The 20,317-nt window shown below is 73.6% G+C and carries 17 protein-coding genes and 4 pseudogenes; 1 reads left to right on the top strand and 20 read right to left on the bottom strand.

The genetic code is table 11. The features are described 5' to 3' along the window. The 4 genes and pseudogenes from JNW87_RS18135 to JNW87_RS18120 all read right to left on the bottom strand — a co-directional run. The coding region (locus tag JNW87_RS18135) for an ATP-binding cassette domain-containing protein (protein ID WP_238454103.1) at window positions 1-397 on the bottom strand (397 nt) is incomplete at its 3' end. After that, window positions 379-1,133, bottom strand: a pseudogene (locus JNW87_RS18130) (ABC transporter permease). The pseudogene JNW87_RS18130 and the gene JNW87_RS18135, both read right to left, overlap by 19 nt. 72 nt (window positions 1,134-1,205) lie before the next feature. Then, window positions 1,206-1,973, bottom strand: coding sequence for a molybdate ABC transporter substrate-binding protein (modA, locus tag JNW87_RS18125; protein ID WP_201749728.1), 768 nt, complete (start codon window positions 1,971-1,973; stop codon window positions 1,206-1,208). Between the two features lie 11 nt (window positions 1,974-1,984). Then, complete coding sequence (locus tag JNW87_RS18120) at window positions 1,985-2,386, bottom strand: molybdopterin-binding protein (RefSeq protein ID WP_109802791.1); 402 nt, start codon at window positions 2,384-2,386, stop codon at window positions 1,985-1,987. A gap of 215 nt (window positions 2,387-2,601) precedes the next feature. On the opposite strand from JNW87_RS18120, the gene ygiD reads away from it, so the two are divergent. Then, the gene (gene ygiD, locus JNW87_RS18115; RefSeq protein WP_236648002.1) at window positions 2,602-3,471 is read left to right on the top strand and encodes a 4,5-DOPA dioxygenase extradiol; all 870 of its coding nucleotides are present in this window, start codon (window positions 2,602-2,604) and stop codon (window positions 3,469-3,471) included. A 51-nt stretch (window positions 3,472-3,522) separates the two neighbouring features. Here ygiD and JNW87_RS18110 read toward each other — a convergent pair whose 3' ends face one another. From JNW87_RS18110 to JNW87_RS18040, 16 genes and pseudogenes are all read right to left on the bottom strand, one after another. Further along, the gene (locus JNW87_RS18110) at window positions 3,523-4,188 is read right to left on the bottom strand and encodes a TcmI family type II polyketide cyclase (RefSeq protein WP_109802790.1); all 666 of its coding nucleotides are present in this window, start codon (window positions 4,186-4,188) and stop codon (window positions 3,523-3,525) included. Between the two features lie 52 nt (window positions 4,189-4,240). Further along, complete coding sequence (locus JNW87_RS18105; RefSeq protein WP_109802789.1) at window positions 4,241-5,467, bottom strand: cytochrome P450; 1,227 nt, start codon at window positions 5,465-5,467, stop codon at window positions 4,241-4,243. Beyond that, window positions 5,464-5,784: a putative quinol monooxygenase gene (locus JNW87_RS18100; RefSeq protein WP_109802788.1), complete on the bottom strand. Its 321-nt coding sequence runs from the start codon at window positions 5,782-5,784 to the stop codon at window positions 5,464-5,466. The genes JNW87_RS18105 and JNW87_RS18100 overlap by 4 nt, the downstream gene beginning before the upstream one ends. Continuing rightward, the gene (locus JNW87_RS18095; protein WP_236648001.1) at window positions 5,781-8,045 is read right to left on the bottom strand and encodes an FAD-dependent oxidoreductase; all 2,265 of its coding nucleotides are present in this window, start codon (window positions 8,043-8,045) and stop codon (window positions 5,781-5,783) included. The genes JNW87_RS18100 and JNW87_RS18095 overlap by 4 nt, the downstream gene beginning before the upstream one ends. A gap of 8 nt (window positions 8,046-8,053) precedes the next feature. Beyond that, complete coding sequence (locus JNW87_RS39595) at window positions 8,054-8,188, bottom strand: hypothetical protein (protein WP_255420207.1); 135 nt, start codon at window positions 8,186-8,188, stop codon at window positions 8,054-8,056. 258 nt (window positions 8,189-8,446) lie between these two features. After that, window positions 8,447-9,196: a bacterial transcriptional activator domain-containing protein gene (locus JNW87_RS18090; RefSeq protein ID WP_236648000.1), complete on the bottom strand. Its 750-nt coding sequence runs from the start codon at window positions 9,194-9,196 to the stop codon at window positions 8,447-8,449. 362 nt (window positions 9,197-9,558) lie between these two features. Then, complete coding sequence (locus tag JNW87_RS18085; protein ID WP_109802785.1) at window positions 9,559-10,002, bottom strand: PPC domain-containing DNA-binding protein; 444 nt, start codon at window positions 10,000-10,002, stop codon at window positions 9,559-9,561. A gap of 21 nt (window positions 10,003-10,023) precedes the next feature. After that, the gene (locus JNW87_RS18080; RefSeq protein ID WP_109802784.1) at window positions 10,024-11,100 is read right to left on the bottom strand and encodes an enolase C-terminal domain-like protein; all 1,077 of its coding nucleotides are present in this window, start codon (window positions 11,098-11,100) and stop codon (window positions 10,024-10,026) included. Between the two features lie 6 nt (window positions 11,101-11,106). Continuing rightward, window positions 11,107-14,207, bottom strand: a pseudogene (locus JNW87_RS18075) (FAD-binding and (Fe-S)-binding domain-containing protein). Continuing rightward, complete coding sequence (locus JNW87_RS18070; protein WP_238454102.1) at window positions 14,204-15,325, bottom strand: thiamine pyrophosphate-dependent enzyme; 1,122 nt, start codon at window positions 15,323-15,325, stop codon at window positions 14,204-14,206. The pseudogene JNW87_RS18075 and the gene JNW87_RS18070 overlap by 4 nt, the downstream one beginning before the upstream one ends. Window positions 15,326-15,681: 356 nt before the next feature. Then, window positions 15,682-16,005, bottom strand: a pseudogene (locus JNW87_RS18065) (thiamine pyrophosphate-binding protein); the annotation flags it as partial. Beyond that, window positions 15,971-17,773 carry a cytochrome bc complex cytochrome b subunit gene (locus JNW87_RS18060; protein WP_238454101.1) on the bottom strand — a complete coding sequence of 601 codons (1,803 nt, stop codon included), beginning with the start codon at window positions 17,771-17,773 and terminating at the stop codon, window positions 15,971-15,973. The gene JNW87_RS18060 and the pseudogene JNW87_RS18065, both read right to left, overlap by 35 nt. Next, window positions 17,770-18,633 (bottom strand): ubiquinol-cytochrome c reductase iron-sulfur subunit, encoded by an 864-nt coding sequence (locus tag JNW87_RS40710; RefSeq protein WP_238454100.1) that lies wholly within the window; start codon window positions 18,631-18,633, stop codon window positions 17,770-17,772. Before JNW87_RS40710 ends, JNW87_RS18060 begins: the two co-directional genes overlap by 4 nt. 193 nt (window positions 18,634-18,826) lie before the next feature. Then, window positions 18,827-19,426: pseudogene (locus tag JNW87_RS41535) on the bottom strand (c-type cytochrome); the annotation flags it as partial. Window positions 19,427-19,429: 3 nt separating this feature from the next. Next, window positions 19,430-19,822, bottom strand: coding sequence for a cytochrome c family protein (locus tag JNW87_RS18045; RefSeq protein ID WP_109802779.1), 393 nt, complete (start codon window positions 19,820-19,822; stop codon window positions 19,430-19,432). Next, a partial coding sequence (locus tag JNW87_RS18040; protein ID WP_238454098.1) for a cytochrome c oxidase assembly protein occupies window positions 19,819-20,317 on the bottom strand: 499 nt, incomplete at its 5' end. The genes JNW87_RS18040 and JNW87_RS18045, both read right to left, overlap by 4 nt.

Raw genomic sequence — 20,317 nt, 5'->3', positions numbered from 1 at the left:
CGACCCGGTCCAGCCAGCCCCGCGCCCGCTCGCGGGCGGCCGACCGGTCGGCGCCCTGCCGGCGGGGCCCGAACGCGACGTTGTCCAGCGCGCGCAGGTGCGGGAAGAGCAGATAGTCCTGGAACACGACGCCCACCGGACGCCGCTCCGGCGGCACCCAGCGCCGCCGGTCGGGGCGGTCGAGGTCGACGCCGTCGAGGGTGAGGTGCCCGGCGGCCAGCGGGTGCAGGCCGGCGAGCGCCCGCAGCGCGGTGGTCTTGCCGGCGCCGTTCGGGCCGAGCAGCGCGACGACCTCACCGGCGGCGATCCGCAGCCGGACGTCGAGCTGGAAGGCGTCCCGGTCGGCGACCAGGTGCGCGTCCAGCAGGGGCGGGGCGGTCACGGGGCGCCGACCCAGCGGTCCCGCAGCCCGGCGAGAATGGCGACGGAGACGGTGAGCAGGATGAGGCTGAGCACGATCGCGGCCGGCAGGTCGGTCTCCAGGGCGAGGTAGACGGCGAGCGGCATGGTCTGGGTCCGGCCGGGATAGTTGCCGGCGAAGGTGATGGTGGCGCCGAACTCCCCGAGGGCCCGGGCCCAGCAGAGCACCGCCCCGGCGGCGACGCCGGGGGCGACCAGCGGCAGGGTGACGTGGGTGAAGGTGGTCCAGCGGCCGGCGCCGAGGGTGGCGGCGGCCTCCTCGTAGCGCGGGTCCGCGCCGCGCAGCGCGCCCTCGACGGCGATGACCAGGAACGGCATGGCGACGAACGCCTCGGCGAGCACCACCCCGGCGGTGGTGAACGGCAGGGTCACCCCGAACGTGGCGTCCAGCCAGGACCCGAGCAGCCCGCGGCGGCCGAAGACCAGCAGCAGCGCCACCCCGCCGACCACCGGGGGCAGCACCAGCGGGACGGTGACCAGCGCCCGGACCAGCCGCCGGCCGGGGAACTCGACCCGGGCCAGCAGCCAGGCCAGGGGTACGCCGAGCAGGACGCAGAGCAGCGTGGCGAGGGTGGCGGTCTGCAGGGACAGCCACAGTGCGGTGAGCACGCCGGGCTGGGCCAGCCGCTGCGGCAGGGTCGGTCCACGGCGCCGGGCGAGCAGCCCGACCAGCGGCAGGACGAGGAAGAGCAGCCCGAGGCCGGCGGCAGCATCAGCGCGAGGGGCACCCGGGGCCGGCGTCGCGCCGGGCGGGCCGCCCGCGCGGCGGTGTCGCGGGTCCGCACCTACGCCTGCGGGGGCTGGAACCCGGCGGCGGTGAGCACCGCCCGCCCGGCGTCGGAGCGGACGTGGTCGACGAAGGCGCGGGCGGTCGCCGGGTCGCCGGCCCGCTTGAGCACGACGATCGGGTAGTCGTTGATCGCGCGGTCCGACTCGGCGAACTCGATCGCGTCCACGTCGGACGCGGCGGCCCGCGCGTCGGTGCGGTAGACCAGCGCGGCATCGACCTCGCCGAGCTTCACCTTGGCCAGCGCGCCCTTGACGTCCTGCTCCAGGGTGGCCGGGGTGAGTCGGACGCCGGCCGCGTCGAGAGCCGTACGCGCCGCCGCTCCGCAGGGCACCTGCTCGGCGCAGAGCGCGACCTTCGCCCCGGGCCGGGTCAGGTCGGGCAGCCCGGCGATCTGCCGGGGGTTGCCCCTGGGCACCGCGATGACGAGCTGGTTGCGGGCGAGGGTGACCGGGCTCGCCGCGGCCTCACCGGCGCCGGTCACCGTCTTCATGGTGGCGGGTGAGGCGGCGGCGAAGACGTCGGCCGGGGCGCCCTGGGAGATCTGGGTGGCCAGCGCCGAGCTGCCGGCGAAGTTGAAGGTGACCCTCGTGCCGGGGTGGGCGGCCTCGAAGTCCCTGCCGAGCCGGGTGAACGTCTCGGTCAGCGAGGCGGCGGCGAAGACGGTGACCCGCCCGCCGCCGGCCGTGCCGGCGGGCGCGTCGTCACCGCCGCAGCCGGCCAGGCCGAGGGTCAGCGCGGCCACCCCGGCCAGGGCGGCACGGATCCACCGTACGGTCACGGGCTGGTCCTCCCCCTGGGGGCGGTGGCACGTTCCACCACGACGGTCGTCGACTTGATCACGGCCACGGCCACCGAGCCGACCGTCAGGTCGAGGTCGTCGACGGCCTCGCGGCTCATCAGCGACACGATGCGGAACGGCCCGGCCTGGATGTCGACCTGCGCCATCACCGTGTCCTTGACCACCGCGGTGACGATCCCGCGCAGCCGGTTGCGGGCGGACGACAGCTCCGGGTGCCCCGGGGCGCGGACGAACGCGGCCAGGTCGACGCCGTCGACCACCCGGTGACCGTGGTCGTCCCGGCTGGCGGCCAGCCGGCCGGCGTCGATCCAGCGGCGGACCGTGTCGGGGCTGACCCCGAGCAGTTCGGCGGCCTCGCCGATCCGGAACACCGTCACGCGGCCACCCTAACGGCCCGCACCTGCGATGGGGAAGACGCCGGAAGCCTGGCATCCTCAAGCCGGCATGCCGGAGTAGGACCGTGCCTGCGCTTCCTTCCGTGTCCGCCCCAGCCGGACCCGAGCAACGTCGAGGTGGGAGCCCGCGGGGAGACGGGACACCGGCGGGCGTTCGGGTTTAGCCTCGGGGGGCACGGTCGGCCCCGGGGAGCGGCATGAGCAGCCAGACGACGGACACGGTGATGCCCGCGGCGTTCTTCGGCCACGGCAACCCGATGAACGCCCTGGAGGTCAACCGCTACACCACCTCCTGGCGCGACTTCGGGCGGGCCGTGCCGCGACCTCGGGCGATCCTGGTGGTCTCCGCGCACTGGTACATCGGCGCCACCGCCGTCACGGCCATGCCCCGCCCCCGCACCATCCACGACTTCTACGGCTTCCCCCGGCAACTGTTCGACCTGGAGTACCCGGCGCCGGGACTGCCGGAGCTGGCCGAGGAGATCAGCGACGCCGTGCGCCCCACCTGGGTCGGCGCCGACGTGGACTCGTGGGGCATCGACCACGGCACCTGGTCGGTGCTGACGCACGCCTTCCCGGAGGCGGACATCCCGGTGGTGCAGCTGAGCATCAACGCGTTCAAGGGGCTGGACTACCACCTGGACCTGGGGGCCCGGCTCGCGCCGCTGCGGGAACGCGGGGTGCTGATCGTGGCCAGCGGCAACGTGGTGCACAACCTGGGCGGGGTGGACCCGCGGCTGACCGACGAGGGCTTCGACTGGGCGCGGCGCTTCGACGACGCGGCCCGGGAGGTCCTGCTCGACGCGCCGACCGAGGCGGCCCGGCTCGACGGCCACCGCGACTACGACCTGGCCGTGCCCACGCCGGACCACTTCATCCCGCTGCTGTACCTGGCGGGGCTGGCCGACGCCACCGCCGGCCGCCCGGAGGTGCTGGTCGACGGGTACGCGTACGGGTCGCTGTCGATGACCGCGTACACCCTGGGGCTCAGCTGCCCGCGGACGGCGCCGGCGACCGGGGCGCCGTCGCTGCCGGCCGACGTGCCGGCGGACTCGGCCAACATCTGACATCCACCGTCGGGCGGCCGGGCCGACCGGCCCGGCCGCCCCGACGCCCGCTCAGTCCTCGGCCCGCCAGCGGTAGAACACGTTGGCCACCGCGTCCTGTGGGCCGTGCCAGGCGTCCGGGTTGTACGGGCTGATGTACGGGCTGAGCTCTTCCATGATCTTGGCGAAGACCGGCTTGTCGTCATGGTTGTTCCGGGTGGCCTCGGCGATCGCCGCGTCCTGCTCCAGAAGGTGGACGTAGACGTCGTCGATCGAGTACAGCCAGCGCCCGGTGACCCCCAGCTCGGCCGGCAGCGAGCCGGCGTCGGACTCGGCGAAGATCCGCGCGACGTCGGGCTCCGCGCCGGGCTTGATCCGGCCGATGATCACGGTCAGCGTCGTGTCGGCCGACGCCTCCCCCTCCGGCACCCAGCGGTAGAACTCCTTGGCGACGGAGTCGGAGGGGTTCTTCCAGTACCTCGGGTACGGCGTCACGTACGGGGCGATGGCCTCGGCGATCTTCTGGAACGCGGGCAGCCCGCGGGTCTGGCCCGACACCTTCGGGTCCTGCTCGCGCTCGATGACGTGGATGTAGAGGTCCTCGTGGGAGAGCAGGATCCGCCCGATCACCCCGAGGTCCTGCGGCCGGGTCGTCTTGTCGTAGTAGCCGAAGACGTCGCCGACGATGTTCTCACTGCCCGGAACCATGTGACAGACGATCACGTTTCGGAAGACCATGACTGCTCCTTGGGTGGGATCGGATGGACGGGTGCGGACGGGGCGGAGGTGATCAGGCGGTGAAGCGGACCGGAAGCTCCAGCAGGCCACGGAACGGCGACGCCGCCGGCAGCCGGCGCAGCTCGGCGGCCGGCACCCCGAGCCGCAGCTCCGGTAGCCGGCGCAGCAGCGCCCCGATGCCGATCTGTGCCTCCATCCGGGCCAGCGACACCCCCAGGCAGTAGTGGACACCGTGACCGAAGCCGATGTGCGGGCCGCGCTCGCGGCAGAGGTCCAGCCGGTCCGGGTCGGCGAAGTGCTCCGGGTCGTGGTTCGCCGAATTGATCACCACGCCGACGATCGACCCGCGCGGGATGCGTACGCCCTGGTACTCGACGTCCTCGGTGGCGATCCTGGGGCTGGCCACCGGCAACGGGCCGTCGAACCGGAGCAGCTCCTCGATCGCCGCGGGCAGCAGCTCCGGCTTGGCGCGCAGCAGGTCGAGCTGGTCGGGATTGGTCAGCAGCGCCACCGTCGCGTTGCCGATGAAGTCCGCGGTGGTCTGGTGCCCGGCGAACAGCAGCAGGAACGAGGTGGTGACGAGCTCCGCTTCGGAGAGCTTCCCGTCGTGGTCGCAGGCCTCGATCAGCGCACTGATCATGTCGTCGGCCGGATGCGCGCGCTTGGCCTGCACCAGGCCGACGAAGTAGTGGTGCAGCCGCAGCTGGGCCTCCTGCACGGCCGCCCGGTCTTCCTGGGGACTACGGCCGGACGACCCGGACGTCCTGATCACCTGGGTCCAGTCGAGGACCCGGTCGTGGTCGGCCTCCGGTATCCCGATCAGCTCGCCGATCACCCGCATCGGCAGCGGAATCGCGAACTCGTGCATCAGCTCGGACTGACCCTGCGGGACGATCTTGTCGAGCAGGTCGTCCACGATCTGCGCCACCCGGGGTCGCAGCGCCTCGATGCGGCGCGGCGCGAACGCCTGCGACACGATCCGGCGCAGCCTGGTGTGCTCCGGCGGGTCCGAGTTGAGCATGTTCTTGTTCAACCCCTCCGAGTTCGGCCCGAAGATCCGGAGGTAGTGCTGGTCCGGGCCGTACAGGTCCTTGGAGAGCCTGGGATCGGTCAGCGCCGCCTTGGCGTCGTCGAACCGGGTGATCAGGTAGGAGTCAAACCGCGGCGAACTGACCGGGCAGACGGGGGCGTCCGCCCGCAGCCGCGCGAAGGTGGGATAGGGGTCGGCGGCGAACTCGTCGGTGTAGAGCTCCGACGCGGGTACGGCATCGTCGGTCATCGGGACTCCTCGGGCTCGCGCCGCACGCTGTGCAGGACCTGGTAGGTGTGCCGTTGCGCGGATTCGCGGAGCTCGCGGATCATGCGCAGCAGCCGGTCACGGTGCTCGCTGCGGCCGAAGGCGTCCAGCCGTTCGCGGTCCGCCCAGTCGCTGATGATCAGGTAGCTGCGCGGGTCGTCGGCATCGCGGACCAGGTCCTGGTGCAGGCATCCGTCCAGCGTGCTGATCTCCTCGGCCGCCGAGAGCCACTCCGCCTCGAACCGTTCCTCGCAGCCCTCCCGGGTACGCATCGCGAGCACGGTCCGTACGGTGGTCATCGCGCGCCTCCGAACACCAGTTGCAGGTTCTTGCTCAGCGCGTCGGCGTCGATCGGCTGGCTGCGGAACCCGACGTGCCCGTCGGGGCGGACCAGGTACAGGGCGCTGCCGGCGACGCCGTACGCGGCCCGGAACTCGCCCCCGGCGTCCCGCACCACCGGCGGGTCGAGCAGCCCCGGCGCGTCGGCGTCCGGGCTGAGCAGCAGGTACACGTCGATCTGTCCGGACGCCTGCCGGCGCACGTCGGCGCACAGCTTCCCCACCGCGGCCACGGTCGCCTCGTCGGCCGAGCCGTCCGCGTAGACCAGCAAGGTGTGCCGGGTGCCGCGGGTCAGGTCGTGCAGTCGCAGCGGATGCCCGACACCCCGCCGGCGCAGGCCGCCGACGTCGGGTGCGCGGTCGCCGGGCCCGGGGCCGGCCCGCAGGGCGTCCGGCGCGGACAGCGACTCCCCGACGAGCGGGCTGTCCGAGTAGCTGAGCAGTATGGACATCTCCTGCAGGAACTGACGCTTCAGGTCGTTGCGGTCCAGCTCGTCGGTGAACGCCATCCGCACCGCGCGCCCGACGATCTCCTCGCCCTCCGGCCGCCGCTCGGTCTCGTAGCTGTCCAGCAGCCCGGGCGCGGCGAGCCCCCGCACCGCCAGCGCCAGCTTCCACGCCAGGTTCCAGGCGTCCTGGATCCCGGTGTTCATGCCCTGGCCGCCCGCGGGTGGGTGCAGGTGCGCCGCGTCGCCGGCCACGAACACCCGGCCGGCGGCGTACCGGTCGACGATCCCGTGGCTGATCCGGAACACCGACGACCAGCGCAGGTTCGACGCGCGCGTGCCGGGCGGGGCCAGGTGGTCGATCGCGGCCTGGACGTCGGCGAGGGTCGGTTCGGCCAGCTCCTCGCTGAACCCGGGCGGGGCGTCCTGCCCGCCGGTCTGGGCGAAGAACCGGGGCGGCGCCAGCGTCGCGATCCGGTACCGGGACTCGCCACGCAGCGGGACGCAGACCAGCATCCCGTCCATCCGGCCGTCGGTCTCGTGCATGAACCGGAGCAGGTGACCCTCGGGCATGTCCCAGTCCACGTCCACGTCCCCGAGCATGAACAGCTGCGGGAACCGGCCCAGCCCTCCCGAGAACGTCAGCCCGAGCAGCTCGCGCACCCTGCTGTGCGCGCCGTCGCAGCCGACCAGGTACTTCGCGCGTACCGTCTCCTCGCCGCCGGCGGTCGCCACCGTGGCCAGCACGCCGCCGTCGTCCTGGGTGAACGCGATCAGCTCGGCGCCGCGCTGCGGGCGCACGCCGAGGGTGGCCAGCCGTTCGGTGAGGATGCGCTCGGTCTCGTACTGCGGCAGGCCGAGGTGCGCGTACGGCAGTTCCGGCAGTTCCCAGCTCATCCGGTGGGTCTGCACGCCGTTGACGAACACCATGTTCCCGGTCAGCCAGATCCCGGCGTCCATCGCGTCGCGCACGATGCCCTGCTCCGCCCAGATCTCCATCGTGCGGCAGTGGATGCCGATCGCCTTGTCGGCCTGGGCGGGCGGGGTGGCCTGCTTCTCGATCACCCGGCACTCGATGCCGCGCCGGGCCAGCTCGACGGCGGCGGTCAGCCCGGTGGGCCCCGCCCCGACGATGAGTACGTCCGTTGTGGTGTGCACGTCGATCTCCTTGCCCGTACTCGGTTCTCGCCTGCTTTCGGGATGGGCCACGTCGTGGAAGAGGCGGCGCCGGATTTCCAGGAGGAACGGCGCGATCGGCCCGGCCTCCTCCTGCGCGTGTGCCGGGTTGCCGATCCAGCGGTAGAACTCGGTCTCGCTGCGCCATTCGGCGAAGATGTGGTGGACGTCCGAGCCGGGCTGACGCAGCAGGTCCTCGCGCAGGTACCCGGGTACCTCGGCCATCCGTGCGGTGACCTCGACGTACCCGCGCTCGAACTCGGCCAGCCGGTCGGCCGGCACGGCGAGCTCGACATCCACGAAGATCTTCGAGCCGGGGCCCTCGGGTCCGCGCATCACCCGGCGGCTCGCCGGCCCGGACGCCTCGCACAGTGGACGGATTGCGTCGGCGAACCGCGCGGCGACCGGTCCGGTCTCGTAGTCGTGCAGCGCGGACTCGTCGGCCCACTCGGTGACGACTACGAACGAGCGCGGATCGTTGGCGTCGAGCAGCAACTCCCGCCGCAGGTTCCCGGCCAGCCGGATGATCTGCCCGGCGGCCGTTCGCCACGCGGCTTCCACGGCGTGCTCGCGCCCCGGGCGCGCGCGGATCCGGACCATCGTCCTGATCATGGATTTCCCTTCGAACGCCGGCGGGAGACGATCGGGCTGATGAACGCGCTTGAGCCGCGGGCACCGACCAGGAAGGCGTCGACAGCCATCCGGCAGGACTCGCGAACGATGAGCAGCAGGTTGCGGACCATCACGGAACTCCTTCCTGATTCCGGCGGAGGTTCTTGCTCGTTGTGCCGGCGAGGTCCCCGACCGGTGTCGCCCGGACCACGACGACGTCGTCCTGCGACCCTGCCGGACGTCGCGTCACGCCGCCGTCACCGACGACCGGCACCGAGTCCCCGGCCGTTGACGGCGGCGAAACGGGTCCGGGCACAGTGGAGCCAGGGAGACCACGACAGGCGGGTCCGGCGGGGCGCGGGGACGGGTCCAGGTCCGGCCGGCGGCCGCTAAGCCGGCGCGTGGATCGGCGCGAGCACTTCGCTGATCAGCGCGGACATCGCCGCGGACGGTGCGAGCTGCAGCTCGCGCGACAGGAGGTCGCGGTAGGTGAAGAAGGCGTGCAGCGCCTCGTACGCGTTGCCCTCCGCCAGGTGCGTCTCGACCACCAGCCGGTGCGGCGTCTCCCGCAACGGGTCGGCCGCCATCGCCTCGAGCGCCGCCTGCAACGCCTCGCCGTGCTCACCGGCGCGCAGGTGGGCCCGGGCCAGTTCGTCGAGCAGGTGCAGCCGCAACTGTCTGAGCCGTTCCCGCTCCATCAGCACCCAGTCGTCGTACCAGCCGGGCAGCAGGTCGTGGCGCCCGGCGGCGAGGACCCCCGCCGCCGGCCGCGGGTCGCCGCCCTGGCTCACCCGGGCGGCCACCCGGGTCAGCTCGTCGACGTCCAGGTCGACCTTCGGGTGCAGCCGGACCGTGTCGCCGTCGGTGATCACCGGGCAGAGCGGATCGCGGCGCAGCCGCCACAGCGCCGTCCGCAACGACGACAGCGCGCGCTCCTCCGACCCGTCCGGCCACAGCAGGCGCGCCAGTTGGGTACGGGTGGCAGCCGGCCGCAGGCCGATCAGGGCGATGCCGCGTTGCAGGCCGCGCGGCACCACCACGGCCCGGCCGCCGTGCAGCAGCCGAAAGCCACCGAGCAGCAGGAGCCGGATCTTCGGCTCGGCGCCGGACACCGGTCCGATGCCGCCTGTCGTGGACAATCGCGTGCTCTCCTCAGAGATCACGATCGACCCCCCCTGCACCGGGACCCTGGTGGGCGAAGGCCGCCCTGGCGGAATGGCCGGTCCGCGACACCGCTGTCGGGGCGGACCGGCGGACCGGACCGTCACGAGATCGCGCGAAGCCCCACGAACGTCGTCACCGATGCCGCGCCGCGTCGGTGCACGATCGGCCATCCGACCTGCACCAGGATCGGATGGGCTGGGGCTTGAGCTGCGCAAGGACCGCTGACCTCAGCTGTGAGTCTGCTGGATCGACGTCACTCCGGCGTCACCGGGCGCCGAAACTCGTGGCCGTCCGGTGACGGTCCGGTGACGCCCCTCGTGGCAGCGGGTCGAGCCGGTCAGCGCGGCGGGGTGGCCGCGATCAGGGCGAGGCCGGTCTCCGGGTCCACCCGCTTGGCCAGTTCGGGTGCGACCTCGGTGACGAGGACCTCCAGGGTCGGCCACACCTCGCCGCGCAGCAGATGCCCGCCCAGGGTGCTGCCGTCGGGTCGACCGAGCACCGTGTGCACGTGCAGCACCGGCTCGCCGTCCCGCTCGGCCACGTCACCGAGCAGCGACAGCACCTCGACCTGCCCGCCGATCGGGATCCGGAGGTAGTCGCGCCGGTCCCGGTCGAAGTAGCCGACCTCGCCGGCGGAGAACCCGCCGACGGCGGTCACCTGGCCCGACCGTACGCCCTGGGCGGTCAGGGCCCGGCCGATGGCGGCCACCGCCTCCTCGCCCTTGTCGCAGACCACCACCAGGACCCGCCGGGTCTGGTGGTGCACCTCCTGGACTCTCATCCGTCTCCTCCGGTTCCCACATCAGGCCACCCGGTACGGCTCGGCCAGCGCGGCCCGCAGGTCGAGTCCGTTGCCCGGGGCGTCGAGGTTCACCGGGGCGACGCCGCCGGTCGCCCCGACGGCGCCGTCGAACAGCATCGACTCGATGCGCACGTGGTCGTGGAACCACTCCACGTGCCGCAGGTTCGGCACCGCGGCGGCGACCGGCAGGTGCTGGTGCGGCGCGCAGTGCGCGGACACCTCCAGCCCCGCGGCGGCGGCCACCGCGGCGGCGCGCAGGAACTCGCTGATCCCCCCGCACCGGGTGACGTCGATCTGCAGGCAGTCGACGTACGGCGCCATCCGGTGGAAGTAGGCCAGGTCGTAGCCGTACTCCCCCGCCGCCACGTCGGGCAGCACCCGGTCGCGGACCAGTCCGAGCCCCGGCAGGTCGTCGGAGCTGACCGGCTCCTCGTACCAGCGCACGTCGAGGTCGGCGGCGGACCGCATCACCCGGACCGCCTGCTTCCGCTGGTAGGCGCCGTTGGCGTCGACGTACAGCTCGGCGTCGCCGATGGTGCGCCGGGCGGCGGCCATCCGGGCGAGGTCACGGGTGACCTCGCTCCCCCACGACCCACCTATCTTGATCTTCACGCGGGGGATGCCCTCGTCGTGCACCCAGCCGGCCAGCTGCCGGTGGTGCCGGTCGGCGTCGTACGTGGTGAAGCCGCCGCTGCCGTACACCGGAACCTGCCGGCGGGCGGTGCCGAGCAGCCGGGCCAGCGGCAGCCCGTGCCGGCGGGCCTTCAGGTCCCAGACCGCGCAGTCGGCGGCGGACAGCGCCAGCCCGGCGACCCCGGGCCGGCCGGCGTTGCGCAGCTGTCGCTGCATGGCCGACCAGGCGGCCGGCACGTCGTCCGGGTCGAGGTCGGCGACCACCGGGGCGAGCAGCTCGGTCACCGCCGGGACCACCGCCGTCGGGCCGTAGGTCCAACCGACCCCGACCTGCCCGTCGGCCTCGGCCCGGACCAGCACCATGGTGGTGCTGTCCCAGGCGAGGGTGCCGTCGCCCTCCGGCGCGTCGGTCGGCACCCGGTACGCCGCCGCGGTCAGGCGCATCGTCGGTCACCGCGTCTTCCGGACGGCCCGCACGGCGAGCGCGGCCACCGGGCCGAACGCGGCCAGGCCGACCACCCCGGCGGCGAGCACCCGCGCGCTCCTGGACGGCCGCGCCGGGCGCTGCGCCCACCGGCGTTCCGGCCGGGTCACACCTCGTCACCGTGCAGGCCGGCGCGGAGCAGCTCGGCCAGGTGGATCGCCGTCCGGCCGCCGGAGGCGCCCTGCTCGACCTGGGTACGGCAGCTGAAGCCGTCGGCGAGGATGACGTCGGTGTCGGCGGCATCCCGCAGGGCCGGCAGCAGCACCCGCTCGGCGCAGGCCTCGGAGACCTCGTAGTGCCCCTGCTCGAAGCCGAAGTTGCCGGCCAACCCGCAGCAGCCCGAGTCGAGGAAGTCGGCCCGCACCCCGGCGTCCCGCAGCACGGCCCGGTCGGCGGCGGTGCCGAGGATCGCGTGGTGGTGGCAGTGGGTCTGGATCAGCCCGTGGACCGGCAGCGACGGCGGGCGCCACCCCGGGCTGTGGTGGTGCAGCAGCTCGGCCAGGGTGACCGTCTGTTCGCGCAGCCGGGTGACGTCCTCGTCGGCGGGGAACAGCTCGTAGGCGTCGCTGCGGAACACGGCCGTGCAGGAGGGTTCGAGACCCACCACCCGGGTGCCGGCGCGCAGGTGCGGTCGCAACACCTCGACGGTCCGCCGCAGCACCTTCTTGGCGATGCCGAGCTGCCCGGTGGAGATCCAGGTCAGCCCGCAGCAGACGGGCTGTTCCGGCACCCGTACCCGCCAGCCGGCCGCCTCCAGCACCTCGACGGCCGCCTGCGCCACGCCCGGGTGGAAGTGGTTGGTGAAGGTGTCGGGCCACAGCAGCACCTCGCCGCGGGAGCCGTCCCCACCGGGCGTCCGCCGGGCGAGCCAGCGCTGGAAGGGCTCGGCGGCGAAGACCGGGACGTCCCGGCGTTGGTCGATCCCGCCGGCCAGCTTGGCCAGCCGGCTCAGGCCGGGCGCGTGGGCCAGCGCGTTCACCACCCGGGGGGCGCGCCCGGCGGCCACCGCCGCCGCCGGCAGCCAGCCCATCGAGTAGTGCGCGCGGGGCCGCAACCGGCCCTGGTAATGGTGGGACAGGAACTCCGCCTTGTACGTCGCCATGTCCACGTTGACCGGGCAGTCCGCCTTGCAGCCCTTGCAGGCCAGGCAGAGGTCGAGGGCGTCGCGGACCGCCTCGGACCGCCAGCCGTCACCGATGGTGCCGCCCCGAGCCGTGCCGTCGAGCATCTCGAAGAGCAACCGGGCCCGGCCCCGGGTGGAGTGCTCCTCCTCCCGGGTGACCATGTAGGACGGGCACATCACCCCGCCGTGTTGCCGCCGGCACGTGCCGACCCCGACGCAGCGCAGCACCGCCCGACCGAAGCTGCCGGAGTCGTCGGGGTAGCGGAACTCTGTCTCCACCTCGCCGTGGTGGTAGTCGACGCCGAGTCGGAGGTGGCTGTCCAGCGGGTAGGGGGCGACCACCTTGCCCGGATTCATCCGGTCGTCCGGGTCGAAGATCGCCTTGAACTGCCCGAACGCGCGGATCAGCCGATCGCCGAACATCTTCACCAACAATTCGCCACGGGCCTGCCCGTCGCCGTGCTCTCCCGAGAAGGAGCCACCGTAGGACACCACCAGGTCGGCGGCACGCTCGACGAACGAGCGGAACTGGCGTACCCCGTCCGCGGTCGTCAGCTGGAACGGAATCCTGGTGTGTACGCAGCCCTGCCCGAAGTGTCCGTAGAGCGACGCCTGTCCGAAGCCGTACTCCCGAAAGAGACGATCGAGGTCCCGCAGGTAGTCGCCCAGCCGGTCCGGGGCGACCGCCGAGTCCTCCCAGCCCTCCCAGGTGTCGGGCTCCTCCGGTACGCGCGCGGTGGCCCCGAGCCCGGACTCGCGCAGCAGCCACATCTGCTCCTCGTCGGCCTCGTCGTCGAACCGGTGCACGCCGGTGGCGCCGTCGCCGCGCAGCGCGGTCACCAGCCGCTCGGCGGCGGCGTTCGCCTCCTCGACGGTGTCGCCGCCCAGCTGCACCATCAGCCAGGCGCCGCGCTCCGGCAGCTTGTGCAGGGCCTCCGGATGCAGGTGCTTGCGCTTCTCGAAGTTGATCAGTTTGTCGTCGATGCCCTCGAGCGCGACCGGGCCGTACGGCAGGATCCGGGGTACGTCGTCGCCCGCGGCGGCGATGTCCGGATAGGACAGGAACACCAGCGACTTGGCCCGGACCACCGGTAGCAGCCTCAGCCGCGCCCGCAGCACGGTGACGAGGGTGCCCTCGGAACCGATCAGCGCCCGCGCCACCTGGAAGTTCTTCTCCGGCAGCAGGCTGTCCAGGTTGTAGCCGGACACCCGGCGCGGGATGTCCGGGTAGCGGGTGCGGATCTCCGCCAGGTACTCGTCCCGCAGCGTCCGCAACTGGCGGTGGATTTCGGCCGGGCGGCCACCGCGCCGCTGGATGTCGGCGTACCGCTCCTCGGTGGTCTCGCCGACCCACATCCGGGTGCCGTCGTAGAGCAGCACCTCCAGGTCGACGACGTTGTCGACCACCTTGCCGCTGCGCTGGGCGGCCGACCCGCACGAGTTGTTGCCGATCATCCCACCGATGGTGCAGTGGTCGTGGGTGGACGGCCGCGGCCCGAACTCCAGCCCCTCCGGTGCCAGCAGGTCGTTGAGCGTGTCGAGCACGATGCCCGGCTCGACCAGGCAGGTCCGCGCCTCCCGGTCGACCTCCAGCAACCGGTTGCAGTACTTCGACCAGTCGATGATCACCGCCACGTTGGTGACCTGCCCGGCCAGGCTGGTGCCGCCGCCCCGGGAGAGCACCGGTGCCCCGTGCCGCCGACAGGTGGCGATCGCCGCCACCACCGCCTCGACGGTACGGGGCACCACCAGGCCGAGCGGCACCTCCCGGTAGTTGGAGCCACCGGCGGCGTACGCCGCCCGGGAGCCGGCGTCGAAGCGCACCTCCCCGTCCACCTCGGCCCGCAGGTCCGCGGCGAGCGCGGCCAGGTCGATGTCGCCGGCCGGCTCGGGCGGGCGCAGCACCGGCTCCGGCAGGGACACCACGCTGGTTCGCTCGCTCATGACCGCAGCTCGTTGATCTTGTCGCGGGCCACCGTCGCAAACGTGCTCGTCCGGTGCGGCTGGCCGCGCAGGAACGCCTCGATGAAGTTCTTCGCCTGGTCGTACCGCACCTTGCCGGGCATCGGCGGCTCGTTCGGGTTGACGTCGCAGTCGACCAGCGCCGGGCCGGGGTGCGCGAGGGCCTCCCGGATCGCCCCGGGCAGCGCCTTCGGGTCGGTGACCTTGGCGCCGTACCCGCCGCAGGCCCGCGCCCAGGCGGCGAAGTCCGCCTCCGGCTGCCGGTGCCGTACCGCGTACTCGGGGTAGCCGAGGAGGATCTGCTCCCAGAGGATCTGGCCGTAGGAGTTGTTGTTGTTGACGACCACCTTGATCGGCAGGTTGTGCCGCACGGCGGTGAGGAACTCGGCCATCAGCATGGCGAACCCCCCGTCCCCGACGAACGCGATCACCTGCCGGCCCGGGTACGCGTGCTGGATCGCGATCGCGTACGGCAGCCCGGGCGCCATGGTCGCCAGGTTGCCGGAGAGGTAGAACTCCCGGCCGCCGCGGATCGTCCAGTGCCGCGCGGCCCAGGTGGCGATGGTGCCGGAGTCGCAGGTCAGGATGGCGTCCGAGGTGGCCGCCTCGTCCACGCAGCTGATCAGGTACTGCGGGGCGATCGGGTCGCGGGTCGGATCCTGCAGGGCGACCATGTCCGAGCGCCACCTGTCCCGCTCCTGCTGGTACCTGGTGAGGAACGACCGGTCGGTGCGGGCCTGGAGCATCGGCAGCAGCTGCTGCAGCGCGAGCCGCGCGTCGGCGTTGACCGCCGCGTCCACCGGCAGCCGCAGGCCGATCAGGCTGGCGTCGATGTCGATCTGCACCACCCGCGCCTGCCCGGGTGACGGCAGGTACTTCCCGTACGGGAAGGAGGTGCCGACCATCAGCAGGGTGTCGCACTCCTCCATCAGCTCCTCGCTCGGCCTGGTGCCGAGCAGGCCGAGGCCACCGGTGGTGAGCGGGTGGTCGTCCGGCACCACCAGCTTGCCGGGCAGGGTCTTGACGATCGGGCTGGCCAGCGCCTCCGCCACGGCGAGCACCTCGTCGCGGGCGCCGCGCGCCCCCACCCCGACCAGCATCGCGATCTTCTTCCCGCCGTTGAGCACCTCCGCCGCCCGGGCCAGGTCGCCTGCGCCGCCGGCACCGGAGGTTGCCTCAGCACGGGGCTGCTCATCGGCGGCTCCCCCGGGCTGACGTGCCGGTACGGGTCGTCGCCGGCCAGGGCGACCTGCACGTCGTTCGGGAAGGTCAGGTGCGCGACGGTCCGCTCGGCCAGGGCGTGGCGGATGGCGATGTCGACCACCCCGGGCATCTGCTGTGGGTTGGTGACCATCAGGTTGTAGGCCGCCACGTCCTGGTAGAGCAGCGTGGTGTGCACCTCCTGCTGATAGTGCGAGCCCAGCACCGAACTCTCCTGCATGCCGGTGACGGCCAGCACCGGCACGTGGTCGAGCTTGGCGTCGTACAGCCCGTTGAGCAGGTGGATGGCGCCCGGGCCGGAGGTGGCGGCGCAGACGCCGAGCCGCCCGGTGGCCTTGGCGTAGCCGGTGGCCATGAAGGCGGCCGCCTCCTCGTGGTGCACCAGCACGAACTTCAGCTTCTCCCGCTGCCGGCGGAAACCCTCCATCAGGCCGTTGATGCCGTCACCGGGCAGCCCGAAGACGGTGTCGACGCCCCATTCCACCAGCCGCCGGGCCAGGCTCTCGCCCACGATCTCCTGCACCTCACGCCTCCTGATCTGGATCTCCTGAAGTCTCATGTCCGCCCGCCACCGGTCGACGCCCGGTCCGCGGCCTCCGGCGATGACGCCTGCTCCGCCCGCTCACGCTCCTGTCGCCGCCGGTCCCGTCGGCGGTCCAGGAGGGCCGCGAGCAGCAGCGACCCCGCGGCCGCCGCCCGGCCCCACCGCCGCAGGGCGACGCGGACCGGACCGGGCGGCGGGGCCGGGGGCGGTCCGGGCACCACGACCCGGTCCACCCCGGGGTACGCGAGCCGGCCGCCGAGGCTGCCTCCTCCTCCGACCGCACCGCCCGGCTACCGGGGAACACGACCTGCCGGTCCTCGTCCCGGTAGCGCCACCGCCACAGGTCGCCCTCCGGCCACAGCTCGATCCGCTCTCCCGGCCGGTCCCGGGCGGGCGTCTCCGACTCACCGGAATCGGCTTCGGGCGGCCGGACCGAGCGGTGTGCGGCCCGGCGCAGGTCCGCCCGGGTGAGCTCGCCGACACCGGCGGCGTCGCCGCGCCGCAGCGCCCGCGCGACCAGGAACGCGACCAGCCCGGCGAGCAACGGCAGGACGAACACCAGCACCCGGAACAGCGACAGCAGGTCGTAGACGGGCACCCGGATCAGCCGGGCGATGATGTCGTCCCCCGCGGCGACCGTCAGCACCGCGTAGAAGGTCAGCGCGCCGACCCCGACGCCGAGGCGGACCGGGTGGTCGCGGGGCCGGTCGAGCAGGTGGTGCTGCCGGCGGTCCCCGGTCCGGAGCCGCTCGGCGAACGGCCAGGCGTACAGGGCGAGGAAGGTCACCCCGCCGAGCACCACGCCGGGGAAGAACGCGGCCGGCACCAGGTGCCCGGCGATCCGGAACTCCCAGGACGGGAAGAGGCGCAGGGCGCCGTCGCCCCAGGCGACGTACCAGTCGGGCTGCGCGGGTGAGGTGGCCTGGGCCGGTTCGAACGGGCCGTAGAGCCAGACCGGGTTGATCTGGACCAGGCCGCCGAGGGCGAACAGCACCGCCAGCAGCCAGGCGAAGAGGGCGAGCGAGCGCAGCGTGTAGCTCGGCCACAGCCGGGAGCCGACCAGGTTGTGTTCGGTGCGCCCCGGTCCGGGGAACTGGCTGTGCTTCTGCCGCACCAGGATGCCCAGGTGCAGTGAGATCAGGGCGACCAGGACCGCCGGCACGAGCAGGACGTGGGTGACGAACATCCGGGGGATCATCGCGTCGGAGGGGAACTCCCCACCCAGGGCCAGGGCGGCCAGCCACGCCCCGACCAGGGGGATCGACTGCACCACCGAGGTGAGGATCCGCAGGCCCACGCCGGAGAGCAGGTCGTCCGGCAGGGAGTAGCCGGTGAACCCGTTGGCCAGGGCGAGGGTCAGCATGGTCACGCCGATCAGAAAGTTGAGCTCGCGGGGTTTGCGGAACGCCCCGGTGAAGAAGATCCGGGCCAGGTGCAGGACGATCGCCGCGACGAAGACCAGCGCCGCCCAGTGGTGGGTCTGCCGGATCAGCAGGCCGGCCCGGACGTCCCAGCTCAGCCGCACGGTGGAGGCGTACGCGGCGGACGTGGTGCGGCCCTCCAGGGGCGCGTACTCGCCGTGGTAGACCCGGTCCGCGTTGCTGGCGTCGAAGAAGAAGGTGAGGTAGACGCCGGTGAGGAGCAGCGCCACGAACGAGTAGAGCGCGAGCTCGCCCAGCATGAACGACCAGTGGTCGGGGAAGACCTTCGCCATCGCCCGGCGGGCGATCGGGGAGAGCCGCAGCCGGTCGTCCAGCGCCCGGGCCAGCCGGTCGGTGATCACGGCGAGTCCCAGAAGCCGGCGCCGGGCGGGGCGGTGAAGTCGCCGGTGGCGTGGAGGAACCCGTCCGGGCCTTCCTCGATCGGCAGGCCGGGCAGCGCCCGGGCCGCCGGGCCGGCCACCGGCCGGGCGCCCGCCAGCAGGTCGAACGAGGACTGGTGGCAGGGACAGAGCACGCGTGCGGTGCCCTTGAGGTAGGTGCGGACCGGACAGCCGGCGTGCGTGCAGAGCAGCGACCAGACGACGAGACCGTCGAGGTGGCCGCCGGCGGGCGGCCGGGAGAAGCGTCGGGGTTCGAGGCGTACCGCGAAGGCGGGAGCGTCCCCGGTGTCGACGTGGCCCTCGGGGAAGACCGCGACCATGCTGTCGGCGGGCACGTCCTGCGGCCGCACCGGCCGTCCGGCGGCGTCGACCAGCCGTACGCCGGGCCCCCACGGGGTGTCCTTGAGCGCCCGCTCCGGCCGGGCCCGGTCGAACGGCAGCAGGGAGCGCAGCGGGAACAGCGCCGCGGCGCCGAGCGCGGTTAGCGCCAGCCCGAGCGCGGCGAGCAGGCCGCGCCGGCGGACCGGACTGTCCGGCGCGGTCAGCTCGGCGGCGGTCATCGCCTGCTCTGTCGGAGGTGGCGTGAAGCCCTCGTGTTCCTCGACGTACCCGCCGACCGGCACGAGCCGTCGCGCCCAGACGGCCAGGCCCACGGCCAGCCCGGCGAAGGCCACCGCGAGGCAGGCGCCCTCCCACCGGGTGTTGCCGCCCTGGGCGTACGTCACCGCGAAGCCCACCGCCCCGGCGGCGCTGGCGCCGAACGCGGCACGATCCGGCGGCTCGCCGCCCGCTCGGTCGCCGACGGACCCCGGGCGCCTCACTCTCCCGCCCTCCGGCCCAGCCACCGGCGGCGGCCACCAGCAGACCCAGCGCGGCCAGCCAGGCGACCAGACCCTCGGCGAGCGGGCCCAGCCGGCCGAGCGGGTTGCCGCCCCGGTCCAGCCGCTCGCCGCGCAACCGCTGCACGTAGGCGGCCAGGTCGTCGACCTGCCGGTCGTCGAGCACCTGGCTGGGGAAGACCGGCATCAGGCCGGGACCGACCCGGACCGCCTCCGCCACCTGCACTGGGGTGCTGTCGTACAGGGGCGGCGCGGTCCAGCCGTTGGTCAGCGCGGCGCCCGCGCCGGTCGCCCCGTGGCAGGGTGCACAGTTGGCGGCGAAGATCTCCCGGCCGGAGCCCAGGTGGCCCGGCGCGACCCGGGGAATCCGCGGCCCCCCGCCGCCGAAGCTGGCGACGTGGTCGACCAGCGCCGAGATGTCCGCGGCCGAGAACACCGGTTCCCCGCGGCGTGCCTGCTGCACCTCGCGCGAGACCGGCATCCGTCCGGTCGAGAGCTGGAAGTCCACCGAGGCGGGGCCGACGCCGACCAGGGACGGCCCCCGCTGGGCACCCTGTCCCCGCTCGCCGTGGCAGCTCGCGCAGTGCTCCAGGTAGAGCTGGGTGCCGCGGTCGCCGGCGGCCGGCGCGGCGGCGGCCGGGGGCGCCGAGGCCGCCGGTGACCGTGCGGGGACAAGGGCCACCGGTCCCGCGGCGAGCACCAGCGCCGCGCCCACCGCGAGGGCCCGGCGCGGATGCAGCAAGGGCCGGACCGTCGCCGCTCGTGGTCGCCGCATCGGTCAGTCCAGGGTGTACAGGTAGGCGGCGATGTCCTGCGCGTCGATGGCGGTGACACCCAGCTTCGGCATGGCGGTGCCCGGCTCGACCGCCTGCGGGTCGGCGATCCACCGGCGCAGGTTGTCGGCGTTGTTGGGCAGCTGACCGGCGATGTACGAGCGGGCGCCGAACCGGGTCAGCGGCGGCCCGACCAGGCCGTCGGCGCGGCTGACGCCGGGGATGGTGTGGCACGACCCGCAGCCGTACTGGGCGATCAGCTCCGCGCCCCGGTCCGGCCGTCCCTCACGCACCTCGGGCGGCGGTGGTGGCGCCGCCGAGGCGCATCCGGTGACCGCGGCGACCGACAGCACCGTCAGCGCCACCCCGAACGCCCAGCTCCGAGCGGGCAGCTTCATCGCACCATCCCTTCCGTTCCAGGCCCGGTCGCCACCGGGCCGCCGCCGCGGCGCACCGGGCCACCGATCAGGGCGTCGGGCCGGTCGCGGTCCATGCGCAGCAGCCAGCGCAGGAACACGGTCAGCGCCACGACCAGCACGACCAGGTCCATCGGCGCCCACATCAGCAGGCCGGCCAGCTGCTGGTCGGCCAGCGGATCGGCGCCGAACATCCGGTCGGGATAGACCGGGGCCGGGGCGAAGGTGAGCACCGCACCGAGCGCCGAGGCCGGCAACATGGCGCCGGCCAGCAGCAGCACCGTCACCGGGGCGGGCGCGCGGTGGCGCGGCGGGCCCACCACCGGCACCCAGAACAGCCAGGCCGCCGCCAGCAGGGCGAGGTGCTCGGCGGCGTGCACGGCGGGCCGGTCCACCGCGGCGGCGTACGGCCCCGGCAGGTGCCAGAACCACAGCACCACGGTCTGTCCGCCCCCGGCCAGCAGGGCGTACGCGGCG

Origin of the sequence: Micromonospora sp. ATA51 (assembly GCF_016802855.1) — a bacterium.
Taxonomy (GTDB): Bacteria; Actinomycetota; Actinomycetes; order Mycobacteriales; family Micromonosporaceae; genus Micromonospora; species Micromonospora sicca.
Note: the sequence above shows the minus strand (reverse complement) of the source record. Positions and strands in the feature narration are given on the sequence as shown.